At 60.4% G+C, this 22,815-nt stretch carries 22 protein-coding genes and 2 pseudogenes; 19 read left to right on the forward strand and 5 right to left on the reverse strand.

The window, feature by feature from the left end; translation table 11 throughout:
* Window positions 1–222: 222 nt before the first annotated feature.
* From HP062_RS29185 to HP062_RS29250, 14 genes and pseudogenes are all read left to right on the forward strand, one after another.
* Window positions 223–861, forward strand: a complete 639-nt coding sequence (locus HP062_RS29185) for a TetR/AcrR family transcriptional regulator (RefSeq protein ID WP_008152317.1) — start codon at window positions 223–225, stop codon at window positions 859–861.
* Between the two features lie 138 nt (window positions 862–999).
* A pseudogene (locus HP062_RS29190) lies at window positions 1,000–1,967 on the forward strand (GTP 3',8-cyclase MoaA).
* Between the two features lie 138 nt (window positions 1,968–2,105).
* Complete coding sequence (locus HP062_RS29195) at window positions 2,106–2,711, forward strand: DUF4823 domain-containing protein (RefSeq protein ID WP_010461840.1); 606 nt, start codon at window positions 2,106–2,108, stop codon at window positions 2,709–2,711.
* 15 nt (window positions 2,712–2,726) lie between these two features.
* Window positions 2,727–3,287: a DUF1285 domain-containing protein gene (locus HP062_RS29200; RefSeq protein ID WP_154503787.1), complete on the forward strand. Its 561-nt coding sequence runs from the start codon at window positions 2,727–2,729 to the stop codon at window positions 3,285–3,287.
* 206 nt (window positions 3,288–3,493) lie between these two features.
* Window positions 3,494–4,210 (forward strand): FadR/GntR family transcriptional regulator, encoded by a 717-nt coding sequence (locus tag HP062_RS29205; protein WP_010461836.1) that lies wholly within the window; start codon window positions 3,494–3,496, stop codon window positions 4,208–4,210.
* A 37-nt stretch (window positions 4,211–4,247) separates the two neighbouring features.
* Window positions 4,248–5,123 (forward strand): SMP-30/gluconolactonase/LRE family protein, encoded by an 876-nt coding sequence (locus HP062_RS29210; protein WP_172792427.1) that lies wholly within the window; start codon window positions 4,248–4,250, stop codon window positions 5,121–5,123.
* A 197-nt stretch (window positions 5,124–5,320) separates the two neighbouring features.
* Window positions 5,321–6,139, forward strand: a complete 819-nt coding sequence (locus HP062_RS29215) for an SDR family oxidoreductase (RefSeq protein ID WP_102594682.1) — start codon at window positions 5,321–5,323, stop codon at window positions 6,137–6,139.
* Between the two features lie 114 nt (window positions 6,140–6,253).
* Window positions 6,254–7,258: a substrate-binding domain-containing protein gene (locus HP062_RS29220; protein ID WP_010461828.1), complete on the forward strand. Its 1,005-nt coding sequence runs from the start codon at window positions 6,254–6,256 to the stop codon at window positions 7,256–7,258.
* Between the two features lie 66 nt (window positions 7,259–7,324).
* On the forward strand, window positions 7,325–8,869 hold the full coding sequence (gene araG, locus HP062_RS29225) for an L-arabinose ABC transporter ATP-binding protein AraG (RefSeq protein ID WP_010461826.1): 1,545 nt from the start codon (window positions 7,325–7,327) through the stop codon (window positions 8,867–8,869).
* Window positions 8,870–8,878: 9 nt separating this feature from the next.
* Window positions 8,879–9,847 carry an L-arabinose ABC transporter permease AraH gene (gene araH, locus HP062_RS29230; protein ID WP_010461824.1) on the forward strand — a complete coding sequence of 323 codons (969 nt, stop codon included), beginning with the start codon at window positions 8,879–8,881 and terminating at the stop codon, window positions 9,845–9,847.
* Window positions 9,848–10,041: 194 nt separating this feature from the next.
* The gene (locus tag HP062_RS29235) at window positions 10,042–10,755 is read left to right on the forward strand and encodes a GntR family transcriptional regulator (protein ID WP_042932288.1); all 714 of its coding nucleotides are present in this window, start codon (window positions 10,042–10,044) and stop codon (window positions 10,753–10,755) included.
* The gene (locus HP062_RS29240) at window positions 10,752–11,750 is read left to right on the forward strand and encodes an ADP-ribosylglycohydrolase family protein (RefSeq protein ID WP_172792428.1); all 999 of its coding nucleotides are present in this window, start codon (window positions 10,752–10,754) and stop codon (window positions 11,748–11,750) included. Before HP062_RS29235 ends, HP062_RS29240 begins: the two co-directional genes overlap by 4 nt.
* A 211-nt stretch (window positions 11,751–11,961) precedes the next feature.
* Window positions 11,962–13,428 carry a cytosine permease gene (locus HP062_RS29245; protein WP_172792429.1) on the forward strand — a complete coding sequence of 489 codons (1,467 nt, stop codon included), beginning with the start codon at window positions 11,962–11,964 and terminating at the stop codon, window positions 13,426–13,428.
* On the forward strand, window positions 13,421–14,350 hold the full coding sequence (locus HP062_RS29250; RefSeq protein ID WP_172792430.1) for a PfkB family carbohydrate kinase: 930 nt from the start codon (window positions 13,421–13,423) through the stop codon (window positions 14,348–14,350). Before HP062_RS29245 ends, HP062_RS29250 begins: the two co-directional genes overlap by 8 nt.
* 133 nt (window positions 14,351–14,483) lie before the next feature.
* Here HP062_RS29250 and HP062_RS29255 read toward each other — a convergent pair whose 3' ends face one another.
* The 5 genes and pseudogenes from HP062_RS29255 to HP062_RS29275 form a co-directional block, all read right to left on the reverse strand.
* Window positions 14,484–14,864 carry a Rho termination factor N-terminal domain-containing protein gene (locus HP062_RS29255; protein ID WP_010461813.1) on the reverse strand — a complete coding sequence of 127 codons (381 nt, stop codon included), beginning with the start codon at window positions 14,862–14,864 and terminating at the stop codon, window positions 14,484–14,486.
* A 73-nt stretch (window positions 14,865–14,937) separates the two neighbouring features.
* A pseudogene (locus HP062_RS29260) lies at window positions 14,938–15,191 on the reverse strand (hypothetical protein).
* Between the two features lie 46 nt (window positions 15,192–15,237).
* On the reverse strand, window positions 15,238–15,576 hold the full coding sequence (locus HP062_RS29265; RefSeq protein ID WP_010461809.1) for a hypothetical protein: 339 nt from the start codon (window positions 15,574–15,576) through the stop codon (window positions 15,238–15,240).
* A gap of 84 nt (window positions 15,577–15,660) precedes the next feature.
* Window positions 15,661–16,866, reverse strand: a complete 1,206-nt coding sequence (locus HP062_RS29270) for an MFS transporter (protein WP_169858218.1) — start codon at window positions 16,864–16,866, stop codon at window positions 15,661–15,663.
* A 112-nt stretch (window positions 16,867–16,978) separates the two neighbouring features.
* Window positions 16,979–17,632, reverse strand: coding sequence for an HD domain-containing protein (locus HP062_RS29275; RefSeq protein WP_172792431.1), 654 nt, complete (start codon window positions 17,630–17,632; stop codon window positions 16,979–16,981).
* A gap of 212 nt (window positions 17,633–17,844) precedes the next feature.
* Here HP062_RS29275 and HP062_RS29280 point away from each other — a divergent pair, with 212 nt between their 5' ends.
* The 5 genes from HP062_RS29280 (at window position 17,845) to HP062_RS29300 (ending at window position 22,797) form a co-directional block, all read left to right on the forward strand.
* Window positions 17,845–18,327 carry a GNAT family N-acetyltransferase gene (locus HP062_RS29280; protein ID WP_010461803.1) on the forward strand — a complete coding sequence of 161 codons (483 nt, stop codon included), beginning with the start codon at window positions 17,845–17,847 and terminating at the stop codon, window positions 18,325–18,327.
* Between the two features lie 191 nt (window positions 18,328–18,518).
* Window positions 18,519–19,517: a 2-dehydro-3-deoxygalactonokinase gene (locus HP062_RS29285; protein WP_172792432.1), complete on the forward strand. Its 999-nt coding sequence runs from the start codon at window positions 18,519–18,521 to the stop codon at window positions 19,515–19,517.
* A gap of 13 nt (window positions 19,518–19,530) precedes the next feature.
* Window positions 19,531–20,151 carry a 2-dehydro-3-deoxy-6-phosphogalactonate aldolase gene (locus tag HP062_RS29290; protein WP_172792433.1) on the forward strand — a complete coding sequence of 207 codons (621 nt, stop codon included), beginning with the start codon at window positions 19,531–19,533 and terminating at the stop codon, window positions 20,149–20,151.
* 45 nt (window positions 20,152–20,196) lie between these two features.
* Window positions 20,197–21,345 carry a galactonate dehydratase gene (gene dgoD / locus HP062_RS29295; protein ID WP_008152275.1) on the forward strand — a complete coding sequence of 383 codons (1,149 nt, stop codon included), beginning with the start codon at window positions 20,197–20,199 and terminating at the stop codon, window positions 21,343–21,345.
* 141 nt (window positions 21,346–21,486) lie between these two features.
* Window positions 21,487–22,797, forward strand: coding sequence for an MFS transporter (locus HP062_RS29300; protein WP_010461785.1), 1,311 nt, complete (start codon window positions 21,487–21,489; stop codon window positions 22,795–22,797).
* The last annotated feature ends 18 nt before the right edge of the window (window positions 22,798–22,815 follow it).

Below are 22,815 nucleotides of genomic sequence, written 5' to 3' on the forward strand. Positions count from 1 at the left end.
CGCCGACAGTTCAAGTATTGATCAGTATTGCGCCGAGTCCAGTTTACCGGTCCCGGTTTTTAAACAATTTTGGAATACGGGCGCTTCGGAAGTGTTCTCATCAACAGGCGACCCTGTGTGAAATCATCAAGAAACACAGATATGGTCGGATGATCCGTGCATTTTGGCGCAAGTTAGGCATAATACGCGGCTTCGAATTTTGACCCCTACAGACCTTTTCTTATGCATAAAGAACCTCGTAAGGTCCGTGAGTTTCGTCGCCGCGAGCAAGAAATTCTCGATACCGCGCTCAAGCTGTTCCTCGACCAAGGTGAAGACAGTGTCACCGTCGAGATGATTGCTGATGCCGTCGGTATCGGCAAAGGCACGATCTACAAGCATTTCAAATCCAAGGCGGAGATCTATCTGCGCCTGATGCTCGACTACGAGCGTGATCTGAACGAGCTGTTGCATTCGGCTGATGTCGACAAGGACAAGGAAGCCCTGTCCCGGGCCTACTTCGAATTCCGCATGCGCGATCCGCAACGCTATCGCTTGTTCGATCGCCTGGAAGAGAAGGTGGTCAAGGGCAACCAGGTGCCGGAGATGGTCGAGGAACTGCACAAGATCCGCGCCTCGAACTTCGAACGCCTGACCTTGCTGATCAAGGGCCGGATCAGCGAAGGCAAGCTTGAAGACGTGCCGCCTTACTTCCATTACTGCGCGTCCTGGGCGCTGGTGCACGGTGCCGTGGCGCTGTATCACTCGCCGTTCTGGAGCAATGTGCTGGAAGATCAGGAAGGTTTCTTCCAGTTCCTGATGGATATCGGCGTGCGCATGGGCAACAAGCGCAAGCGCGATACCGACACTCCGAGTAGCTGAACCATTCAGTTGCCTTATTGCGCCATGATTTCTCTATATGGCGCAGTACCTCAGGAATATACTCAGGCATGGGACTTGCTAAAACTTGATTTGTGAGTCAAGTTTTACGCGTTCAAATTCCTTTCGCCGGAGTGCTCCATGATCGTTGACCGTCAAGGCAGGCGTTTCCGCAATCTGCGGATCAGCCTGACCTCAGCCTGCAATTACGCGTGTACCTACTGCGTGCCCAACGGCAAGCGGCTGGTGGCTGCGCAGGACGAATTGTCGGCCGACGCCATGGCGCGCGGCGTGGCGTACCTGATCGAAGCGGCGGGCATCGAGCGCTTGCGCATCACCGGTGGCGAGCCGCTGGTCAGCCCCAAGCTCGAAGCCTTCATGACGGCCGTCGGCAAGATGGGCCTGGAAGACATCAGCCTGACTACCAATGGTCAGCTGCTGGCGAAGAAGCTGCCGTTGCTGGTAGACGCCGGCATCCGTCGCATCAACGTTTCCCTCGATACCCTGGATGCCAGCGCGTTCCGCAGCATTGCCCGTGGCGGCGACCTGGCGACCGTGCTCGACGGGATGGATCAGGCAAAGGCCGCCGGCCTTAAAATCAAGGTCAACATGGTGCCCCTGCGCGGCCAGAACCTTGATCAAGTGATGCCGCTGCTCGATTACTGCCTGGAGCGTGGCTATGAATTGCGCTTTATCGAGCTGATGCGCATGGGGCATCTGGCCAGCGACAACAACGCTTTCCTGCAACAGTTCGTCAGCCTTCAGCAGTTGCTGAGCCTGATTGGCGAGCGTTACGAGTATTTGCAGGCCGATGCACCCGTAGACGCCACTGCCGTGCGTTACCAAATACCGGGGCTGGGGCACTTCGGCGTGATCGCCAATGAAAGCGTTCCCTTCTGCCGGACTTGTTCACGCCTGCGTCTGTCGTCCACCGGCTGGCTGCATGGCTGTTTATCGTCGAGCAATCGCCACTATGTCGGCGATCTGCTCGACAAGCCGCGCCATCAGGCATTGCCGGCTTTGCAGCGACTTCTGGTGAAAGCCTTGGGGGACAAGCAGGAAGTGGCGTTCTCGGGGGGGCGACCATCATGAAGATTATTGGCGGCTGATCGGGCCTCATTGTCCGAACGCCGCTCCGAGCCTGCTCGCGATTGCTATCTATAAGGCCACAACATCCTTGAGCTGGCGCGGAAGCTGCATCCAATGGCCATTCGCCGGTTTTCCGTCACCGGCCTCTGGAGGGTAGGATGCGTAGCCTGGTTTTGCTGCTGGCCGTTTTGGCGCTTGGTGGCTGCATGAATGTCAGCGATATGGCTGAAGGAACTCGCTACCACATGAGCGATGCAGGGCTGCTGGATCACAGCGACAGTCGTCGGGTGAATAACCTGCGCATTCAGCCGGACTCATTCATCTACATCGCCCAAGGTGCCTTCGCGCCGCCGGGCAGTGCTTATCCGCGACCTAACGTGGTCGCTGAAGAAGCCTTCAACGGTTTTATCGAATATTTCCCGATGGTCCGCCGCGCGCGCGCGCCCGAAGGTCTCGACCAGGCCATGGGTGAAGCCCGCGCCGCCGGTGCCCATTACCTGCTTTACACACGGTTCGCCAAGGCGGATGACCGAATCGGTAACTCGGACGAATGGCTCGATCAGGAATACGTGGATCGCCTGGGCATCGACAGCGGCGTGATTCAGATCATGTTGATCGAGACCAGCACCCAGTATTTGATTGATACTGCACGTATCAAGAGTCGTGGCGGTTTACTGACGTTCCACGATAACAAGCCACAAGACCTCATCGGCCCGCCGCTTGAGCAATACGCGCGCAGCCTGATTGGTCTCAGCGACCAGTAATCCAAGGAGAACGCCATGAGTGGCCCGCAAAAAGCCAACGACTTGTTGGGGCAGATCCCCAAAACCAAAGGCTTGCCGCCGGTCCACCTGTGGAACCCTGATTTCTGTGGCGACATCGATATGCGCATCGCCCGCGACGGCACCTGGTATTACCTGGGGACGCCGATCGGGCGCAAGCCGATGGTCAAATTATTTTCCACTATCATTCGCCGCGATGGCGATGACTATTTTCTGATCACTCCGGTCGAGAAAGTGGGCATCAAGGTCGATGATGCGCCGTTTGTGGCGATTGCCGTGGACGTGGAAGGCGAGGGCGAAGCCCAGCTTCTGCGCTTCACCACCAACGTCGACGAGACCACGGACGCCGGCACCGAACACCCGATTCGCGTGGTGATCGACCCGGTCACGCAAGAGCCAGCACCCTACGTGCATGTGCGCACCAACCTCGAAGCCCTGATCCATCGCAATGTGTTTTACCAACTGGTGGAGTTGGCAGTGACCCGTGAGATCGACGGGCAACGTTGGCTGGGTGTATGGAGCGGCGGAAAATTCTTCCCCATCGGCCTTGAGCCTTAACGCATAGCACTGTGGGGGCGGGCTTGCTCGCGATGAGGCCATAACATCAACCTAGATGTTACCTGTTACGCCGCCATCGCGAGCAGGCTCGCTCCCACATTGGATGTGTGAGTCATCCAAAAAATCAAATTGACACCCAATCGTATGATGATTAGCGTGGACCCCCATCGCGAACGGCTTTGTGCCGCTCCTGCATCGAGGTGTCCATGTCCAGCAGTTTTCATGCGTCGACCGTCGATTGGCTGGGTTGCTGGATAGCCGCCGGCCAGGTCAAGCCGGGTGAAACCATCAAGGTCGAAGCCGACCTGGGTGAGCAGTTGGGTGTCAGTCGCACGGTCATCCGCGAAGCCATCAAAACCCTGGTCGCCAAAGGCATGCTCGAAGTCGGGCCGAAAGTCGGTACACGGGTATTGCCGGTGCGACGCTGGAACCTCTTCGACCCGCAAGTCGTGGGTTGGCTTTCGCGCAGCGGCTTGCCGGAAAACTTCGTCGACGACTTGCTCGATCTGCGCCGCACCATCGAACCGATGGCCGTGCGCTGGGCCTGTGAGCGCGCGACGGTCGAACAGGTCCAGGCGATCCAGCAGGCCTATAACGCGTTGGAACGGGCGGTGGACAGCGGCGTCGATTACAACCGCGCCGACCAGGTCTTCCACGAGTGCATACTCGCCGCCAGCCACAACCAGTTCATCGAACAAATGGTCCCGGCCCTTGGCGCGTTGTTGGCGGTGTCGTTCGAAGTGTCCGCCGCCGACCCGGACGAATTGCGCCGCACGCTGCCGATTCACAAAGACATGGCCGACGCCATCGCCGCACGGGATGCCGCGCGGGGTGTCTGGGCCTGCATGACCCTGATCGATAACGCGGACCTAGCGATCAAACGCTTTTATCCAAAAGTCATGGCCGACAAAAAAGCCGGCTGAGAGGCTTGCGCCACATACAAAAACAACAGGAGGTTTCATGACGTGGAATGCGGTTACCGGACACCGTGCACAACTCGGTGAAGGTCCGTTCTGGGATGTGCCGACCCAGGCGCTGTATTGGGTGGACATCGCCGGCAAGCAAGCCCTGCGGCTGATCGGCGCCAACGTGCAAATCTGGAAAATGCCGGAACACGTGTCCGCGTTCATCCCCTGTGAAAGCGGCGATGCGCTCGTGACGTTGAGCAGCGGCGTCTATCGGCTGGACCTTGATTCGCCGGGGCTTGAGCCGCGCCTGACCTTGCTCTGCGTCGCCGACCCGCAACCCGGCAACCGCGCCAACGAAGCCCGCTGCGATGCACAGGGTCGGCTCTGGCTTGGCACCATGCAGAACAACATCGGTGAAAATGGCGAAGACCTGCCCATTGTGCGTCGCTCCGGCGGCCTGTTTCGCATCGACCGCGACGCCCGGGTCACGCCGCTGCTTCGCGGGCTGGGCATTCCCAACACGTTGCTGTGGAGCGAGGACGAGACCACGCTGTTTTTCGCCGACAGCATGGACAAAACCTTGTACCGCCATTTCGTCCACACCGATGGCAACCTGGACACCGCGTATGTCTGGTTCGGTCCCCACGCTCGGGGCGGCCCCGATGGCTCGGCGATGGATGCCGAGGGTTTCATCTGGAACGCCCGCTGGGACGGTAGCTGCCTGATCAGGCTAACCCCGGATGGCTATGTCGACCGCGTGATCGAATTGCCGGTCAGCCGCCCCACCAGTTGCGTGTTCGGCGGCGAAGACTTGAAAACCCTTTACGTCACAAGCGCCGCGAGTCCGCTCAACCACCCGTTGGACGGCGCGCTGCTGTCGATTCGCGTCGATGTACCCGGAAAACCCTGCACGCGCTTTGCTGGATAAAATCCCAAAATATGGGATGTAAAATTATATATTGAGATTATTTGGTGGTCGGGTTTATAGTCGGCCATCAGTTACACGCACTCACACTTAAAAAAACAAAACAGGTGAAGTGATGCAGCGATTTTCCAAAAGGACTTTTGACCGGACATCGACGGATGCCCGGCTTTTGTCGTCCCTGAAAAAAGGGGGCTTGATCCATGGCTGAGCCTCTTTCCTTGCCAGCCGTGCCCGAACCGCCCAAAGGCGAGCGCCTGAAAAACAAGGTCGTGCTGCTGACCGGCGCTGCGCAGGGCATCGGCGAGGCCATCGTCGCCACGTTCGCGTCGCAGCAGGCCAAACTGATCATCAGTGATATTCAGGCCGAAAAAGTCGAGAAAGTCGCGGCGCACTGGCGGGACAAAGGCTTCGATGTCCAGGCCATCAAGGCCGACGTCTCCCGGCAGCAAGATCTGCACGCGATGGCCAGGTTGGCCGTCGAGCGTCACGGCCGGATCGACGTATTGGTCAACTGCGCAGGGGTCAACGTATTCCGCGATCCACTGGAAATGACCGAAGAAGACTGGCATCGCTGCTTCGCCATCGACCTCGACGGCGCGTGGTATGGCTGCAAAGCCGTGCTGCCGCAAATGATCGAGCAGGGCATCGGCAGCATCATCAACATCGCTTCGACCCATTCCACCCACATCATCCCGGGCTGCTTTCCGTACCCGGTGGCCAAGCACGGCTTGCTCGGGCTGACCCGCGCGCTGGGCATCGAATACGCGCCAAAGGGCATTCGCGTGAATGCGATCGCGCCGGGCTACATCGAAACCCAATTGAACGTCGATTACTGGAACGGTTTTGCCGACCCCCAGGCCGAACGTCAGAGGGCATTCGACCTGCATCCGCCGCGTCGTATCGGGCAACCGATGGAAGTGGCCATGACGGCCGTCTTCCTGGCCAGCGATGAAGCACCGTTCATCAATGCTTCATGCATCACCATCGATGGTGGACGCTCGGTCATGTATCACGACTGAGCAAAACGGCTTTCAGACGCGGAGTTCCGTCTGAAATCCAATCATCATACGATATGACTATTTGCAGTACCGGCTTTCAAAATAACGCTCAAAAAAAATAACAAGGAGTCAGCTATGAATCGTCGTCGTGGGATCCGTTCCCTGTGCTGTGCCGCTTTGGCGGTCACTGCGGTCAGCTTGAGCAGCACGCTGCTGGCGGCCGAGGAAGTGAAAATCGGCTTCCTGGTCAAGCAGGCGGAAGAGCCCTGGTTCCAGACCGAATGGGCATTCGCCGAAAAGGCCGGGAAAGACAAGGGCTTCACTGTCATCAAGATCGCCGTGCCTGACGGCGAGAAAACCCTCTCGGCCATCGACAGCCTCGCAGCCAATGGTGCCAAGGGCTTCGTGATCTGCCCGCCGGACGTCTCCCTTGGTCCGGCCATCATGGCCAAGGCCAAGCTCAATGGTATGAAAGTCATCGCTGTCGATGACCGTTTCGTCGATGCCAATGGCAAGTTCATGGAAGACGTTCCTTACCTCGGCATGGCCGCATTCGAAGTCGGCCAGAAGCAGGGCGCGGCAATGGCCACCGAAGCGAAAAAACGCGGCTGGGACTGGAAAGAAACCTATGCGGTGATCAACACCTTCAATGAACTCGACACCGGCAAGAAGCGCACCGACGGTTCGGTCAAAGCCCTGGAAGACGCCGGGATGCCGAAAGACCACATCCTGTTCTCGGCGCTGAAAACCCTCGACGTACCGGGCAGCATGGACGCCACCAACTCGGCCCTGGTGAAACTGCCGGGCGCGGCGAAAAACCTGATCATCGGCGGCATGAACGACAACACCGTACTGGGCGGCGTGCGCGCCACCGAAAGCGCCGGTTTCGCTGCTGCCAACGTGATCGGCATCGGCATCAACGGCACCGATGCTATCGGCGAGCTGAAGAAAGCCAACAGCGGTTTCTTCGGTTCGATGCTGCCAAGCCCGCACATCGAGGGCTACAACACCGCGAGCATGATGTTCGAGTGGGTCACCACCGGCAAAGAACCACCGAAGTACACCGCGATGGACGACGTGACGCTGATCACTCGCGAGAACTTCAAGCAGGAACTGGAAAAGATCGGCCTGTGGAACTGAGGGCTGGTTGATTTCATCGGCGGCCCTGGCGACGGGGCCGCCTGATCTGTGTGATGAGGTGGTTTTATGCACGCGCAAGTACAGACACATGAGCACAGCGTCGGCGGCAGCCTGCGCTTCAACGGGATCGGCAAGACGTTTCCCGGGGTGAAGGCGTTGGATGGCATCAGTTTCGTCGCTCATCCGGGGCAGGTTCATGCCTTGATGGGCGAGAACGGCGCCGGCAAATCGACCCTGCTGAAAATCCTCGGCGGTGCTTACACGCCGAGCAGCGGCGACCTGCAGATCGGCGAGCAGACGATGGTCTTCAAGTCCACCGCCGACAGCATCGCCAGCCGGGTGGCGGTGATCCATCAAGAGCTGCATCTGGTCCCGGAAATGACCGTGGCGGAGAACCTGTTCCTCGGTCATCTGCCGGCCAGTTTCGGCCTGATCAATCGAGGCGCGCTGCGCCAGCAAGCGTTGGCCTGCCTCAAAGGCCTGGCTGATGAAATCGACCCGCAAGAGAAAGTCGGGCGCCTGTCCCTCGGTCAGCGACAGCTGGTGGAGATTGCGAAGGCGTTGTCCCGTGGCGCGCATGTGATTGCCTTCGACGAACCCACCAGCAGCCTGTCGGCGCGGGAAATCGATCGCTTGATGGCGATCATCGGGCGTCTGCGCGACGAAGGCAAAGTGGTGCTTTACGTGTCCCATCGCATGGAAGAAGTGTTCCGCATCTGCAACGCGGTGACGGTGTTCAAGGACGGCCGCTACGTGCGCACGTTCGAGGACATGAGCGAACTGACCCACGACCAGTTGGTGACGTGCATGGTCGGGCGCGACATTCAGGATATCTACGATTACCGCAGCCGCCAGCGGGGCGCTGTGGCGCTCAAGGTTGACGGTTTGCTCGGGCCGGGACTGCGCGAACCGGTGAGTTTCGAGGTGCACAAGGGCGAGATTCTCGGGCTGTTCGGCCTGGTGGGCGCGGGGCGTACCGAGCTGTTCCGGATACTCAGCGGGCTGACGCGCAACACCGCCGGACGCCTGGAGCTTCGTGGTCATGAGGTGAAACTGCGTTCCCCCCGTGATGCCATCGCGGCCGGGATTCTGCTGTGTCCCGAAGATCGCAAGAAGGAGGGCATCCTGCCGCTCGCCAGCGTCGCCGAGAACATCAACATCAGTGCGCGAGGCGCCCATTCCACGTTCGGTTGCCTGTTGCGCGGCTTGTGGGAAAAGGGCAACGCCGACAAGCAGATCAAGGCGCTTAAAGTGAAGACGCCGAGCGCCGAGCAGAAAATCATGTACCTGTCCGGCGGCAATCAGCAGAAGGCCATTCTCGGCCGCTGGCTGTCGATGCCGATGAAAGTCCTGTTGCTCGATGAACCGACGCGCGGCATCGATATCGGCGCGAAAGCCGAGATCTACCAGATCATCCATAACCTGGCTGCCAACGGCATCGCGGTGATCGTGGTGTCCAGCGACCTGATGGAAGTGATGGGTATTTCCGACCGCATCCTGGTGCTTTGCGAAGGCGCGATGCGCGGCGAGTTGTCTCGCGCAGAGGCCAATGAATCCAACCTGCTGCAACTGGCTTTGCCGCGCCAACGTGCTGACGGCGTGGCGAACTGAGAGGTGACTATGACCATCCAAAACAACGCTCTGCCCACTGCACGCAAACCTCTGGACCTGCGGCGCTTTCTCGACGACTGGGTGATGCTGCTGGCGGCGGTCGGGATCTTCGTGTTGTGCACGCTGCTGATCGACAACTTCCTGTCGCCGCTGAACATGCGCGGCCTGGGCCTGGCGATTTCGACAACGGGCATCGCGGCCTGCACCATGTTGTATTGCCTGGCGTCCGGGCATTTCGATTTGTCGGTGGGCTCGGTGATTGCCTGTGCTGGCGTGGTCGCGGCGGTGGTGATGCGCGACACCGATAGCGTGTTTCTCGGCGTGAGTGCGGCGCTGGTGATGGGGCTGATTGTCGGGCTGATCAACGGCATCGTCATCGCCAAGCTGCGTGTCAACGCGTTGATCACCACCCTGGCGACCATGCAGATCGTTCGTGGCCTGGCTTACATTTTTGCCAATGGCAAAGCGGTCGGCGTGTCGCAGGAGTCGTTCTTCGTTTTCGGTAACGGCCAGTTGTTTGGCGTGCCGGTGCCGATCCTGATCACCATCGTGTGCTTCCTGTTTTTCGGCTGGCTGCTGAATTACACCACCTACGGGCGCAACACCATGGCCATCGGCGGCAACCAGGAAGCGGCGTTGCTGGCCGGGGTGAACGTTGACCGGACCAAGATCATCATCTTTGCCGTGCACGGTGTGATTGGTGCGTTGGCCGGGGTGATTCTGGCGTCGCGCATGACCTCCGGGCAGCCGATGATTGGCCAAGGGTTTGAGTTGACGGTGATCTCGGCGTGCGTGCTGGGCGGGGTGTCGTTGAGCGGCGGGATCGGCATGATCCGGCATGTGATTGCCGGGGTGTTGATTCTGGCGATCATTGAGAATGCGATGAACCTGAAGAACATCGACACGTTCTATCAATACGTGATTCGCGGTTCGATCTTGCTGTTGGCCGTCGTGATTGATCGTCTCAAACAACGTTAACTTCGCTTTGTGGCGAGGGAGCTTGCTCCCGCTGGGCTGCGCAGCGGCCCCAAAATCACTGTTTTGATTCAGGATTTTGCGAGTGCTGCGCACTCGAGCGGGAGCAAGCTCCCTCGCCACAGTGATTACTCCTTCCGTCACCTCCCTTAAATAGTCCTTGCCCGCACCATCGCGTTTCGGTTATCACTTTGTACATGATTAGACAGGTACGATTTGACAAGAAACAACGGGTGGTCGACGAACTCATCCGGCGGATTGAAAGCGGCCTCATGGAGGACGGCTTTCTGTTGCCGGGCGAGCATCAATTGGCTCAAGAATTCAAAGTCAGCCGCGGCACGCTGCGTGAGGCCCTTGCCGAGTTGAAACGACGCAACTACATCGCGACCCAAAGCGGCGTCGGCTCCATCGTCACCTTCGACGGTGTGGTGCTCGATCAACGCAGCGGCTGGGCGCAAGCGCTCGCCGACAGCGGGGCGCTGATCAATACCGAAGTGCTGCGGCTGGAGGCCGTCACGCGGCCTGATTTGCTGCCGCGCTTCGGCACCGACCAATTCATCACCCTCGACCGGCGCCGTCGCTCCACCGATGGCAAGCTGGTGTCCCTCGAACGCTCATTGATGCCCGCCACCGGAGGCCTGGAAAGCCTGCCGCGGGTCGGCCTGATCGACAATTCCCTGACCATCACCCTGGCCGCCTACGGCTACATCGGCGAACGCGGCGATCAGTGGATCGGCGCTGAGCCCTTGAACGCCGAAGACGCCGCGTTGCTCGGTCGTCCGGTGGGCACCGTCTTCCTCAAAGCCTTGCGCACCACCTACGACCGGCAAAACCGTTTCATGGAACAGGTCGAAAGCCTGCTCGACCCGGTGCATTTTCGTCTGCACCTGCAGTTTGGAGAGTCGAAATGACCGCGCTCGACCGTGCGCTCGGCGCGTTCTACGGACTGGCCCTGGGCGATGCGCTGGGCATGCCGACGCAATCCCTGAGCCGCGCCGAGATCACGGCGCGCTTCGGTGCGATCACCGATCTGCAAGACGCCGGTCCTGATCAGCCGATTGCCGCCAACATGCCCAAGGGCTCGATCACCGACGACACCGAACAGGCGATTCTGGTCGGTCAATTGTTGGTGGCCGGTGAGGGCCGGATCGAACCGGCCGTGCTCGCTCAGCGGCTGATCGAATGGGAGGCCGGGATGCAGGCCAAGGGTTCGCAAGACTTACTCGGCCCTTCGACCAAGCGCGCAATCGAAATGATCCTCGCCGGCCACTCGCCGGAAGAAGCGGGGCGCTACGGCACCACCAACGGCGCGGCGATGCGCATCACGCCGGTCGGTATCGCCGCGGATGTCGCCCAGCCTGAACGTTTTATAAGCGCCGTCGTGCAGGCCTGCCAGGTCACCCACAACACCACGCTGGGAATTTCCAGTGCGGCGGCGGTGGCGGCAGTGGTTTCGGCCGGCATCAACGGCATGGACCTGGGCGAGGCGTTGAACCTCGGTCAGCAGATCGCCCAACAAGCCGAAAGTCATGGCCACTGGGTGGCGGGCGGACGGATTGCCTCGCGCATCAGCTGGGCACGGACCATCAGCGTCGACAGTGACAAAGCGTTGCTGGCGGATTTGCTGTACGACGTGATCGGCACGTCGGTGGCTTCGCAGGAATCGGTCGTGGTCTCGTTTGCCCTGGCGCAACAAGTGGCCGTTGGTGAAATGAACGCCTTCGAAGCGCTGTGCATGGCCGCGAGCCTGGGCGGTGACACCGATACCATCGCGGCGATACTGGGCGCGATGCTCGGGGCCTGCCTGGGGCTTGGGAGTTGGCCGGCGGCGATGATCGAACAGGTCAAAGCCGTTAATGATCTGGAGCTGGAACCTTTGGTAAAAGGGCTTCTGGCCTTGCGCTGACTGACCTGGCCTCTTCGCGAGCAGGCTCGCTCCCACAGGTACCGTGCGGCTGCATTATCCCTGTAGGAGCGAGCCTGCTCGCGATGGGCGCACCGCCTATTCGAATTGATAACCCCGCAATGGAAAGCACGAATACGGCCAGGATCGCCGGGATGTAGTTTCGTCTTCCGTCATTGCCCACAACCACAACAAAGGCAACAGGAGCATTTTCATGAGTTCATCGAACGCCGGGCAAAGCGCCGGGCAACTGGAAACCCGCGGCATCGAACCGGTGCCGGAAGCGGAGTGCAACGGTCACCCGCTGCAACTGTTCTGGGTCTGGTTCGCGGCTAACATTTCCATTCTCGGCCTGCCGCTGGGTGCCACGCTTGTTGCGTTTCGCGGGTTGGCGATCTGGCAGGCGATCATCGTTGCGATCCTCGGCGCCGCCGGTTCTTTCGCGGTGGTCGGGATCATCTCCATCGCCGGTCGTCGTGGTCGTGCACCGAGCCTGACGCTGTCGCGCGCCATCTTCGGGGTGCGCGGCAACATCGGCCCGACCCTGGTTTCGCTGATGTCGCGGCTGGGCTGGGAAACCGTCAACACCACCACCGCCGCCTTCGTGCTGCTGTCGCTGTGCTCGATCCTGTTCGGTTCGCCGGTGGAGGCCAAAAGCGCACCGGTGTTGACCCTGGTCTTCATCGCGATTTTCGTGCTGCTGACTTTGTCGGTGTCCGGCCTTGGTCACGCTACTTTGCTGGTGATCCAGAAGTGGGCGACTTATGTGTTCGGTGCGCTGAACATTCTGGTCGGCGGCTTCCTCTGCGCCACCATCGACTGGAGCGCGGTGTTCAACGCCACGCCTGCGCCTATGAGCGCGATGATCATCGGCGTCGGCACCATGGCCGCCGGCACCGGGATCGGCTGGGCCAACGCCGGTGCCGACATGTCGCGCTATCAGCATCGCAGCGTCAAAGCCGTGCGCCTGGTCGCGTCGGCGGCCTTTGGTGCGGGGATTCCGCTGGTGCTGCTGATCACCCTCGGCGGCCTGCTGTCGGTGGGCAACAACGACCTGGCCTCGGCCACCGACCCGATCATCGCGATCCGCGACATGCTGCCGACCTGGATGGCCGTGCCGTACCTGATCACCGCGTTCGGCGGGCTGCTGCTGTCGAACAACCTGTCGGTGTATTCCGCCGGTTTGACCACGCTGACCCTCGGCCTCAAGGTCAAGCGCGTCTACGCCGTGGTGGTCGACATCGTCGCGATCTTCGCCGGTTCGATCTACTTCATGCTGATCGCCGACAGTTTCTATGGCCCGTTCATTACCTTCATTTCGCTGCTGGCGGTGCCGATCACGGCGTGGGTCGGGATCTTCGTCGTTGACCTGATTCATCGTCATTACTACAGCCCCAAAGACTTGCTGGACGTCAGCCCGAGCAGTGCCTACTGGTACAACGGCGGTATCGAATGGCGCGCGTTTGGCGCGTGGGCGCTGGCGATCGTGCTGGGCTTCAGCTTCACCACCATTGGCACCACCGAACAAAACGTCTGGTTCCGCGGTTTTCTTTCGGATTCGTGGCTGGGCCATAACGGCCTGGGCTGGATCGTGACGTTCCTGGTGGCCGGCGGGATTTATTTTGTACTCGGTGGGGCCAGGGATCGTCGTGCCGCAATGACCGAGAACGCTCATGCCTAGATTGCTGCACACCGGCCAGGTCATCATCGACCTGGTCATGGCCGTGGACAAACTGCCGCAACCTGGCGGCGATGTGCTGGCGCAATCCGCCAGGTTCGAAGCCGGCGGAGGGTTCAACGTGATGGCCGCCGCCGCGCGTAACGGGCTGCCGGTGGTCTACCTCGGTCGTCATGGCACCGGTCGTTTCGGCGACCTGGCCCGTGAGGCGATGAAGGCTGAAGGCATTCGGATCGGCATCGCACACAAGGCCGAACGGGATACGGGGTTGTGCGTTGCGGTGACCGATGCCTCGGCTGAGCGCAGTTTCATTTCCTACATAGGCGCCGAGGGCGAATTGACCACCGAGGACCTGGCGAGCGTGCCGGCCGAGGCGGGTGACTACGTGTATGTCAGTGGCTACAGCCTGTTGCATGTCGGCAAGGCCCAGGCGCTGCTGGATTGGGTGCTGGGTTTGCCGAAAGTGATCAACGTGGTGTTCGATCCCGGCCCGTTGGTGGACTCGCCGGACGCGCCATTGATGCAGGCGTTGTTGCCGCGCATTGATCTGTGGACAAGCAACAGTGTCGAGGCACTGCAGTTTACCGGGGCGGCGGACATTGCCGAGGCGCTGGACAGGCTCACCGATCACCTGCCGGCCGAGGTGTTGATGGTGGTGCGCGATGGGCCGCAAGGGTGCTGGATCAGTCAGCGCGGCGAGCGAGAGCATCTGCCCGGTTTCAAGGTTGAGGCGGTAGACAGCAATGGTGCTGGCGATGCCCATGCCGGGGTGTTTCTGGCCGGGTTGGCGCGAGGGTTGTCGGCGAGTGAAGCGGCGCGGCGGGCGAATGCGGCAGCGGCGCTGGCAGTCACTCGGTGGGGGCCGGCGACTTCGCCTGGGACTGCTGAGGTGGATGCGTTAATCAGGAAGACTTTCGGCGCCTGACATAACGCTTTCGCGGGCAAGCCTCGCTCCTACAGGGATTTGGTCATACGCGGATTTTCGCTACAACCCGAACCCGTAGGAGCGAGGCTTGCCCGCGAAGGGGCCACTACATTCAATAAAAAAAATCAGGCTTCTACCCAGCCTTGCGCAACGCCTCAATCAACTCTTGTTTACGCATGCTCGAGCGCCCCGGAATCTTCTTCGAAGTCGCTTCCTTCCTCAAACTGTCAACCGTCTGCGTCTCTCGCGAAGCCTTGCTGTCACGCGAATGACCTTCGCGACTGGCCACCGCACGTCGTGACGATTCCTTGCGATCTTCTGATTTGGCACTCGCCGGTTTCTTGCGCCCGGAGCCCCCCTTGCGTTCGCCGCCACCGGACTGCTTGTTCACCGTTGCCCAGGCGCGCGCCTGCGCTTCATCTTTCGAGACACCTTTGTGCTCGTAGCCTTCTTCAATGTGCTCGGCCTTACGCTTTTGCTCGGCGGTATATTTGTCTTTGCTTCCACGAGGCATGGGATTTCTCCTGCTACTTGTAGAGTCGCTCAAACGGTCGCAGCCGCGCACGACTGCGACCTGATCCATCTTGTTAAACGTCCAGCTTGCGCGCCGCCTCAACCCCAGCCGCGCTGAGTTTGATCGGCAGTTGCAGCGAGTGTTCGCCGGCCTCGTTGCAGGTCACATGCCCGTGCTGAATCAGCCCGCGATCCTGCAGCGTGGCGAGGGTGCTGGCCACGATTTTCTCCCCCGGTAATTGTCCAGGACCTCCTTGCCCAAGCCATTTGGATGGGCGTGCAGCAGACGGGTCAGGACTTCTTTCTCAAGGTTGTTATCGACGTTCATGGTTACCTCTTCATGGATGTGGATAGGTGAAACTCGCGTGGGCGAACTATTGGCTGGCGCCGCCTTCGGAACCCGAGCCACCGGTGGTGGTTTTCGAGCCCATGCCGGCGCCGGCGTTATCCGGTGTCTGGGTGTCCGGCATGTTCATGCCACCTTGGCGGCCCGTATCGTTGCCCTGAATCCGTGGGTCGGTGCCCGTTGACGGAGGCTGGCTACTGTCGACGCCCGTGCCGTTGGTGTTCATGCCGGGCGAGCCTTGGGTGGTCGGATTTTTCTGACCTTCGACCGGGTTGGTCGGGCCGGTACCCGTGGCGGTGGTCGCCGCGAAAGCGGCAGAGGACAACAGCGTGGCGAGAGCGAGGGCAGTCAAGCGGGACATGATCATGGTGTCGTCTCCATTTAATTAGAGTCCTTACCTGATGTTGGTCCGCCCCCGATTTGGATTGGTGCCTGATGAACGACGAACGGTTCAGGCCTGTTGCAACGATTTGCTGCTGTCGACCCGACGCCAGATCAAGCGGCCCAAGGTGATCAGCCAGTTCAAAAGCCCTATGGCGAGAACTGTGAGTAGAAGTGTCGTCATTCCGTGTTCGACAATGATCTTCCCGGCGAGCAATGGAAAGCCGAATACACCGATGAAGTACGACAGGCTGAACAGCAACAACGATTGCGAAGTGGTGCCGTGGGGCGTTTCGTTCGCCGCCAGGCCATTGATCACCGAGTACGTCAGCCCGTAGCCGACCCCGAGCATCATCGCTGCCAGCACGTAGCTGAGCTCGCTATCGACCACGAAGCTGAACAGCACAATCGAACCCGCCATCACGCCTGACAGCAGGCACGAAGCGCGCAATGCATCGCGCTTGACCACGACCCCGGCAATCAACATCCGGCTGCTGATTGCCGCACCCATGAAGCCGAAAAAGAACAGCGAGTAATCCAGCGAGCGAGACGCTGCGTAACTGGTTTGAAAGCTCGACAGGCCGCCGAATACGCACCCGCCGAGGCCGACCATGATGATCGGAAACACTGCCTTCGACGACAGCACCTGAGTCGTCGCACGCCAGGAAATGCGGGCGACAGTGGCGGTAGGCGAGGGCGTTTTTTTCAGTTGCGAATGCAGCCGCCAGAACAGCAACACACCCATCAGGCTGGCCAACGCGGCAAGGTAAAAGGCGGCGGTGACGGGATAACCGAACGCACTGGCCGCGCGGCCCAACAGCGGCCCGCTGCCGATCCCGGTCATCATGCTGCCCGACAGCAGCGCAAAGTATTTCGCGCGTTGCGCGGGCGTCACCAGGCTCGCCACGATCATCGGCCCCAAGGTGTAAAACACCCCCCAGCCCAGCCCCAGCAGCAGTCCGAAAAACAGCAACAGATTGCCGAACCCCGGCGTCAGCGCGAAGCCCAGGCTGGCCGCCACCAACAACACGCCGAACAGCGCAATCGAACGCGCCGCGCCGAGCAGGTCAGACAGGTGCCCGGAGACAACTACCGCCGCAAATGTGCTGAGCATCGCCGCCGAAATCACACTGCCGGCATCATGTTCGTTGCCGCCCCGTGAACCGATCAACAGTGACAACAGGAAGGTCGAGCCGTAGGACAGCGACAGCAAATAACTGGCGAGGCAAAACAGGCCGAACACTCTGCTTGAGACGTGGGGCGTAGCGGTAGACATGACGCGGTTCCTTGACCCGATAAAAACGCTGACCCTCTATCTACCATGTACCTCGACATTGTTAGGTCTGGGGTTATCGATGCCAGGGTTAGCGCGGGCCGGAGTAATGCGCTCAGGTGATGCCGATTTCTTCCTTGAACAGCACCATAAAACCCTTCAGGCGCTCATGCCTGACGCGCGCCAGCCGCTGGCCGGTGATCGTCTGGAAACCGTCCGCCAGGTGCAGCAACTTGGTCTGAAAGTGATCGAGGCAAAAGCGTTTGTCATCGTAGTCCCGCGCTGTCGCTTCCGGGTCTTGCGGGTCGTAAAGGGCGCTGCCCATGCGTCCGGCGATATAGAACGTGCGCGCTACGCCGAGCATGCCGAGGGAGTCGAGGCGGTCGGCGTCCTGCAGGACTTTGGCTTCGAGCGAGGACGGGGTGATGTTGGCGGAAAAGCTGTGGGCTTCGATGGCGTGGGCGACTGCGCTGATTTTTGCACTTGGCCAAGCCATGTCGCTTAGCACGGCAGATGCTTTTTCAGCAGCCAGGCGTGAGGCCTGTGAGCGCAACGGCGAATTCTTTTCCACCGCCACGCAATCATGCAAAAGCACCGCCGCCAGCAGCACTCCGAGATCGCCGCCTTCTTCAGCATGAAGCGTTCGCACGTTGTGCCACACCCGTTGCAGATGGGACCCATCGTGGGCGCCATCTTCCGAGGGTTCCAGTGCGTGGGGTAGCAGTTGCGCTGCGAGAAGTTGCAGCGGCGCGAAAGCATCAGTGGCCATGACTTTCCTTTGAAGTGAACGCGCTTTTGGGGCGAGGGCGCTTGCTCCCGCCGGGTTGCGAAGCAACCCCATCCCGGGAGCAAAGGTATTTCAGTTAAAACCGAGTTGCCAGCCTTTACGACTGCTTCGCACTCGGACGGGAGCAAGCTCCCTCGCCACAAACCACGCGCCGACTTAGTATGGCGTTTTCAACTTTCGACAAAGGCACGTCCATGACGATCGAGATCCGCCCGGCAACCCCCAGCGATGCACCGCAAATCCTCGGGTTCATCACTGAACTGGCCGACTACGAACGTGCCCGTCACGAAGTCATCGCCAGCGTTGCCGACATCGAACGCAGCCTGTTCAGCGAAGGCGCCACCGCCCATGGCCTGATCTGCCTGCGCGACGGCTTGCCGATCGGCTTCGCGGTGTTCTTCTTCAGCTATTCCACCTGGCTCGGCAGCAATTGCCTGTACCTCGAAGACCTCTACATCACCCCCCAGCAACGCGGTGGCGGCGCCGGTAAAACCTTGCTGCGCCACCTCGCCAAAATCGCCTGCGCCAATGACTGCGGGCGCTTCGAATGGAGCGTGCTGGACTGGAACAAACCGGCGATCGAATTTTATAAGTCGTTGGGCGCGCAGCCGCAGGAAGAGTGGGTCCGGTATCGGATGGATGGGAAGGTGTTGCGCGAGTTTGCTGAGGGGAGTTGATCTTCGGCTTCCACTGCCCACTATCGCAGCCTTTGGCGGCGCCTGCCTCGCTATGCAGGAGTCGTCCGAGGCTGCGATATTTTTTTGCGGTCATCCCATAACATGGGAGTGATATTTATATATTGAGATTTCTCCGCGTCAGGGTTTATAGTCCAGCTCACTCACTGCCAATAAACAAAACAGGTGAAGCGATGCTGGCGCAATTGATCGCGCTCGATTGGGGGACGACCTCATTACGTGCTTACAAACTCGCCGCGGGTGGCCAGGTGCTGGAACAGCGTTCGCTGTCGTCCGGGATCATGCAGCTGCCCCGGACACCGCGAATCATCAACGGTCAGGAATGCGCCGACGGTTTTGAACTGGCCTTCGACGAGGCGTGCGGTGACTGGCTCGACGCGCAGCCGGATTTGCCGGTGATTGCCTGTGGCATGGTCGGCAGCGCCCAAGGCTGGCGCGAAGCGGCCTACTGCGATACACCGGCGAACGTCGCCAATCTCGGAACTTCCCTACAAACCCTTCGCAGTCTTCGCGGTGTTGATGTGCACATCGTGCCGGGCGTGATTCAGCGTTCGCGCTTGCCGAACGTGATGCGCGGCGAAGAAACCCAGGTGCTGGGTGTCCTGCAGAATCTGCCGGTCGAGCAGGGCGCTGACCTGTTGATCGGCCTGCCAGGCAGTCATTCGAAATGGGTGGAAGTGGCCGACGGCTGCATCGTGCATTTCGACACCTTCATGACCGGCGAGATTTTCGCCGTGCTCAGTGAACACAGCATTCTCGGGCGTACCCAGCAAAAGGGCGCGTCGTTTGATGGCCAGGCGTTTGATCGCGGTGTGCAAGTGGCGCTGTCGGCGGAAGGCGAGATCGGTCCGTTGTCGACGCTGTTCAGCGCCCGCAGCCTCGGGCTGACCGGTGAGCTCTGCGCCACTGCCCAACCGGATTACTTGTCCGGCCTGCTGATCGGCCACGAACTGTCGGCGCTGGCCAACGTTCAGCGACGCCGACGCAACAGCGTTCACCTGCCTTCAATCATCCTCATTGGCAACTCCCAACTGTGTGCCCGCTACAGCCGGGCCCTCGACGCCTGTGGTTTTGCCCGCGTGACCCTGGCCGAACAAGCCACCGAACGCGGGTTGTGGCAATTGGCGGTCGCCGCCGGACTGATCGCCGCACACCCATCCCGTTCAACCTGACTGGAGGTCTGACATGCTCAAGCAAGCACTGGCGCAAAACGGTCTGATCGCGATCCTGCGCGGCCTGCGCCCGCAAGAAGCGGCCGCCATTGGCGAAGTCCTTTATGCCGCCGGATTTCGCGTCATCGAAGTGCCGCTCAATTCCCCTGAGCCCTACGACAGTATCCGCATCCTGCGCAGTACTTTGCCCGCCGATTGCCTGATCGGCGCGGGTACGGTGCTGACACCGGAACAGGTCGAGCAAGTGAAAGCGGCGGGCGGTCAGGTGATCGTCATGCCGCACAGTGATGCCAAAGTGTTGCGGACAGCAAAAGCGGCAGGGTTGTACCTGTCGCCGGGCGTTGCTACGCCGACCGAAGCCTTCGCCGCATTGGCCGAAGGGGCGGACGTGCTGAAGATGTTCCCGGCCGAGCAGATGGGGCCGGCAGTCGTCAAAGCCTGGCTCGCGGTGCTGCCGGCCGGAACCATTCTGGCGCCGGTTGGCGGGATCACGCCGGACAACATGCAGGTGTTTATCGACGCCGGTGTGAAAGGTTTCGGATTGGGTTCCGGGTTGTTCAAACCGGGCATGACGCCTGAGGACGTGGCGGTAAACGCCAAGGCCTATGTCGCTGCATGGAACGCTCTGCGTTAAGACTTTCTGGCGCCGAGCGCGCTACATCTATAAGAGAGACAAAAGATGAAAATCACCAAACTCACCACCTTCATCGTTCCGCCGCGCTGGTGCTTCCTCAAGGTCGAAACCGACGAAGGCGTGACCGGCTGGGGCGAGCCCGTGGTCGAAGGCCGCGCACATACCGTCGCCGCTGCCGTTGAAGAGTTGTCCGACTACCTGATCGGCAAAGACCCACGCAACATCGAAGACATCTGGACCGTGCTCTACCGCGGCGGCTTCTACCGCGGCGGCGCGATTCACATGAGCGCGCTGGCCGGTATCGATCAGGCGTTGTGGGATATCAAGGGCAAGGCCTTGGGGGTGTCGGTCAGCGATTTGCTGGGCGGTCAGGTGCGGGACAAGATTCGCGTGTATTCGTGGATCGGTGGCGACCGTCCGGCGGACACCGCTCGCGCGGCGAAAGAAGCGGTCGAGCGTGGTTTCACGGCGGTGAAGATGAATGGCACTGAGGAGCTGCAATTCCTCGACTCCTTCGAGAAAGTCGACCTCGCCCTGGCCAACGTTGCCGCTGTGCGTGACGCGGTGGGCCCTAACGTCGGCATCGGTGTGGACTTCCATGGCCGGGTGCACAAGCCCATGGCCAAGGTGCTGATGAAGGAACTCGACCCGTACAAACTGATGTTTATCGAAGAGCCGGTGCTCAGCGAAAACTACGAAGCGCTGAAGGAACTGGCGCCGCTGACCAGCACCCCGATTGCCCTCGGCGAGCGCTTGTTTTCGCGCTGGGATTTCAAGCGTGTGCTCAGCGAAGGTTACGTCGACATCATCCAGCCGGATGCGTCCCACGCCGGTGGCATCACCGAAACCCGCAAGATCGCCAACATGGCCGAGGCCTACGACGTGGCGCTGGCGCTGCATTGCCCGTTGGGTCCGATTGCCCTGGCGGCGTGCCTGCAACTGGATGCGGTTTGCTACAACGCGTTCATCCAGGAGCAGAGCCTGGGCATCCATTACAACGAGAGCAATGACCTGCTCGATTACGTGAAAGATCCGCGGGTGTTCGATTACGACAAAGGCTTCGTGAAGATCCCGAACGGCCCGGGCCTGGGCATTGAGATCAACGAGGAATACGTGATCGAACGCGCCGCTGTCGGCCACCGCTGGCGCAACCCGATCTGGCGCCATGCCGATGGCAGTTTTGCTGAGTGGTGAGTTCCTCCTGACTCCACCATGGTGATCGTTCGCACGCTCTGCGTGGGAATGCCTCACCGGGCGCTCTGCGTCCCTGGCTGTATTCCCACGCGAGCGTGGGAACGATCACGACCTCAATAAACATAAGAAGAGGCATTCCCCATGCAACCGCAAACCCTTACCGGGCAGGCGTCGTTGGTGGCGCCCAGCCGCAAGCGTTTTTTCATCATGGTGCTGCTGTTCATCACCGTGGTCATCAACTACCTCGACCGCAGCAACCTGTCCATCGCCGCCCCCGCGCTGACCAGCGAACTGGGCATCGACCCGATCCACGTCGGGCTGATTTTCTCGGCCTTCGGCTGGACTTACGCCGCTATGCAAATCCCCGGCGGATGGCTGGTGGATCGGGTGCCGCCGCGCATCCTTTACAGCGTTGCGTTGCTGCTATGGTCAATCGCCACCGTCATGCTCGGCTTCGCCGCCAGCTTCATCGCACTGTTCGTGTTGCGCATGGCAGTCGGTGCCCTGGAAGCGCCGGCGTATCCGATCAACAGTCGGGTGGTGACCACCTGGTTCCCCGAACGCGAACGCGCCACGGCCATCGGTTTCTATACCTCCGGACAGTTCGTGGGATTGGCGTTCCTGACGCCGGTACTCGCCTGGCTGCAGCATGAATTTGGCTGGCACATGGTGTTTGTCAGCACCGGTGCGGTCGGTATTCTCTGGGCGGTGATCTGGTACGCGGTGTATCGCGAGCCACGGGACTTCAAAGGTGCCAACGACGCCGAAATCGAGCTGATCCGCGAAGGTGGCGGGCTGGTGGATATCCAGGCCGAGCAAGCCAAGGTCAAGGCGAAATTCAGCTGGACCGACCTTGGCATCGTTCTGACCAAACGCAAGTTGTGGGGCATCTACCTCGGTCAGTTCTGCCTCAACTCGACGCTGTGGTTCTTTCTGACGTGGTTCCCGACCTATCTGGTGAAATACCGTGGCATGGACTTCATCAAGTCCGGCCTGTTGGCGTCGCTGCCGTTTCTCGCCGCCTTTATCGGCGTGCTGTGTTCCGGGTTCTTCTCCGACTTCCTGATCCGTCGCGGCTACACCGTGGGCTTTGCGCGCAAATTGCCGATCATTGGCGGGTTGCTGATTTCCACCTCGATCATCGGCGCCAACTTTGTTGAATCGACACCGCTGGTGATTGCCTTTCTCGCGTTAGCGTTCTTCGGAAACGGGCTGGCTTCGATCACCTGGTCGCTGGTATCAACGCTCGCTCCGGCGCGGTTGCTCGGATTGACCGGCGGGGTGTTCAACTTCATCGGCAACCTGTCGGCGATTACCACGCCGATTGTCATCGGTTTCCTGGCGACCGGTGATTCGTTCGCCCCGGCGATCACCTACATCTCGGTTCTTGCATTGATTGGCGCGCTTTCCTACATCCTGCTGGTCGGCAAGGTCGAGCGTATCAAGTTGTAGTGGCAGCCATCGGGCGAC

The sequence above is a fragment of the Pseudomonas sp. B14-6 genome, from assembly GCF_013260315.1.
Lineage (GTDB): Bacteria > Pseudomonadota > Gammaproteobacteria > Pseudomonadales > Pseudomonadaceae > Aquipseudomonas > Aquipseudomonas mandelii.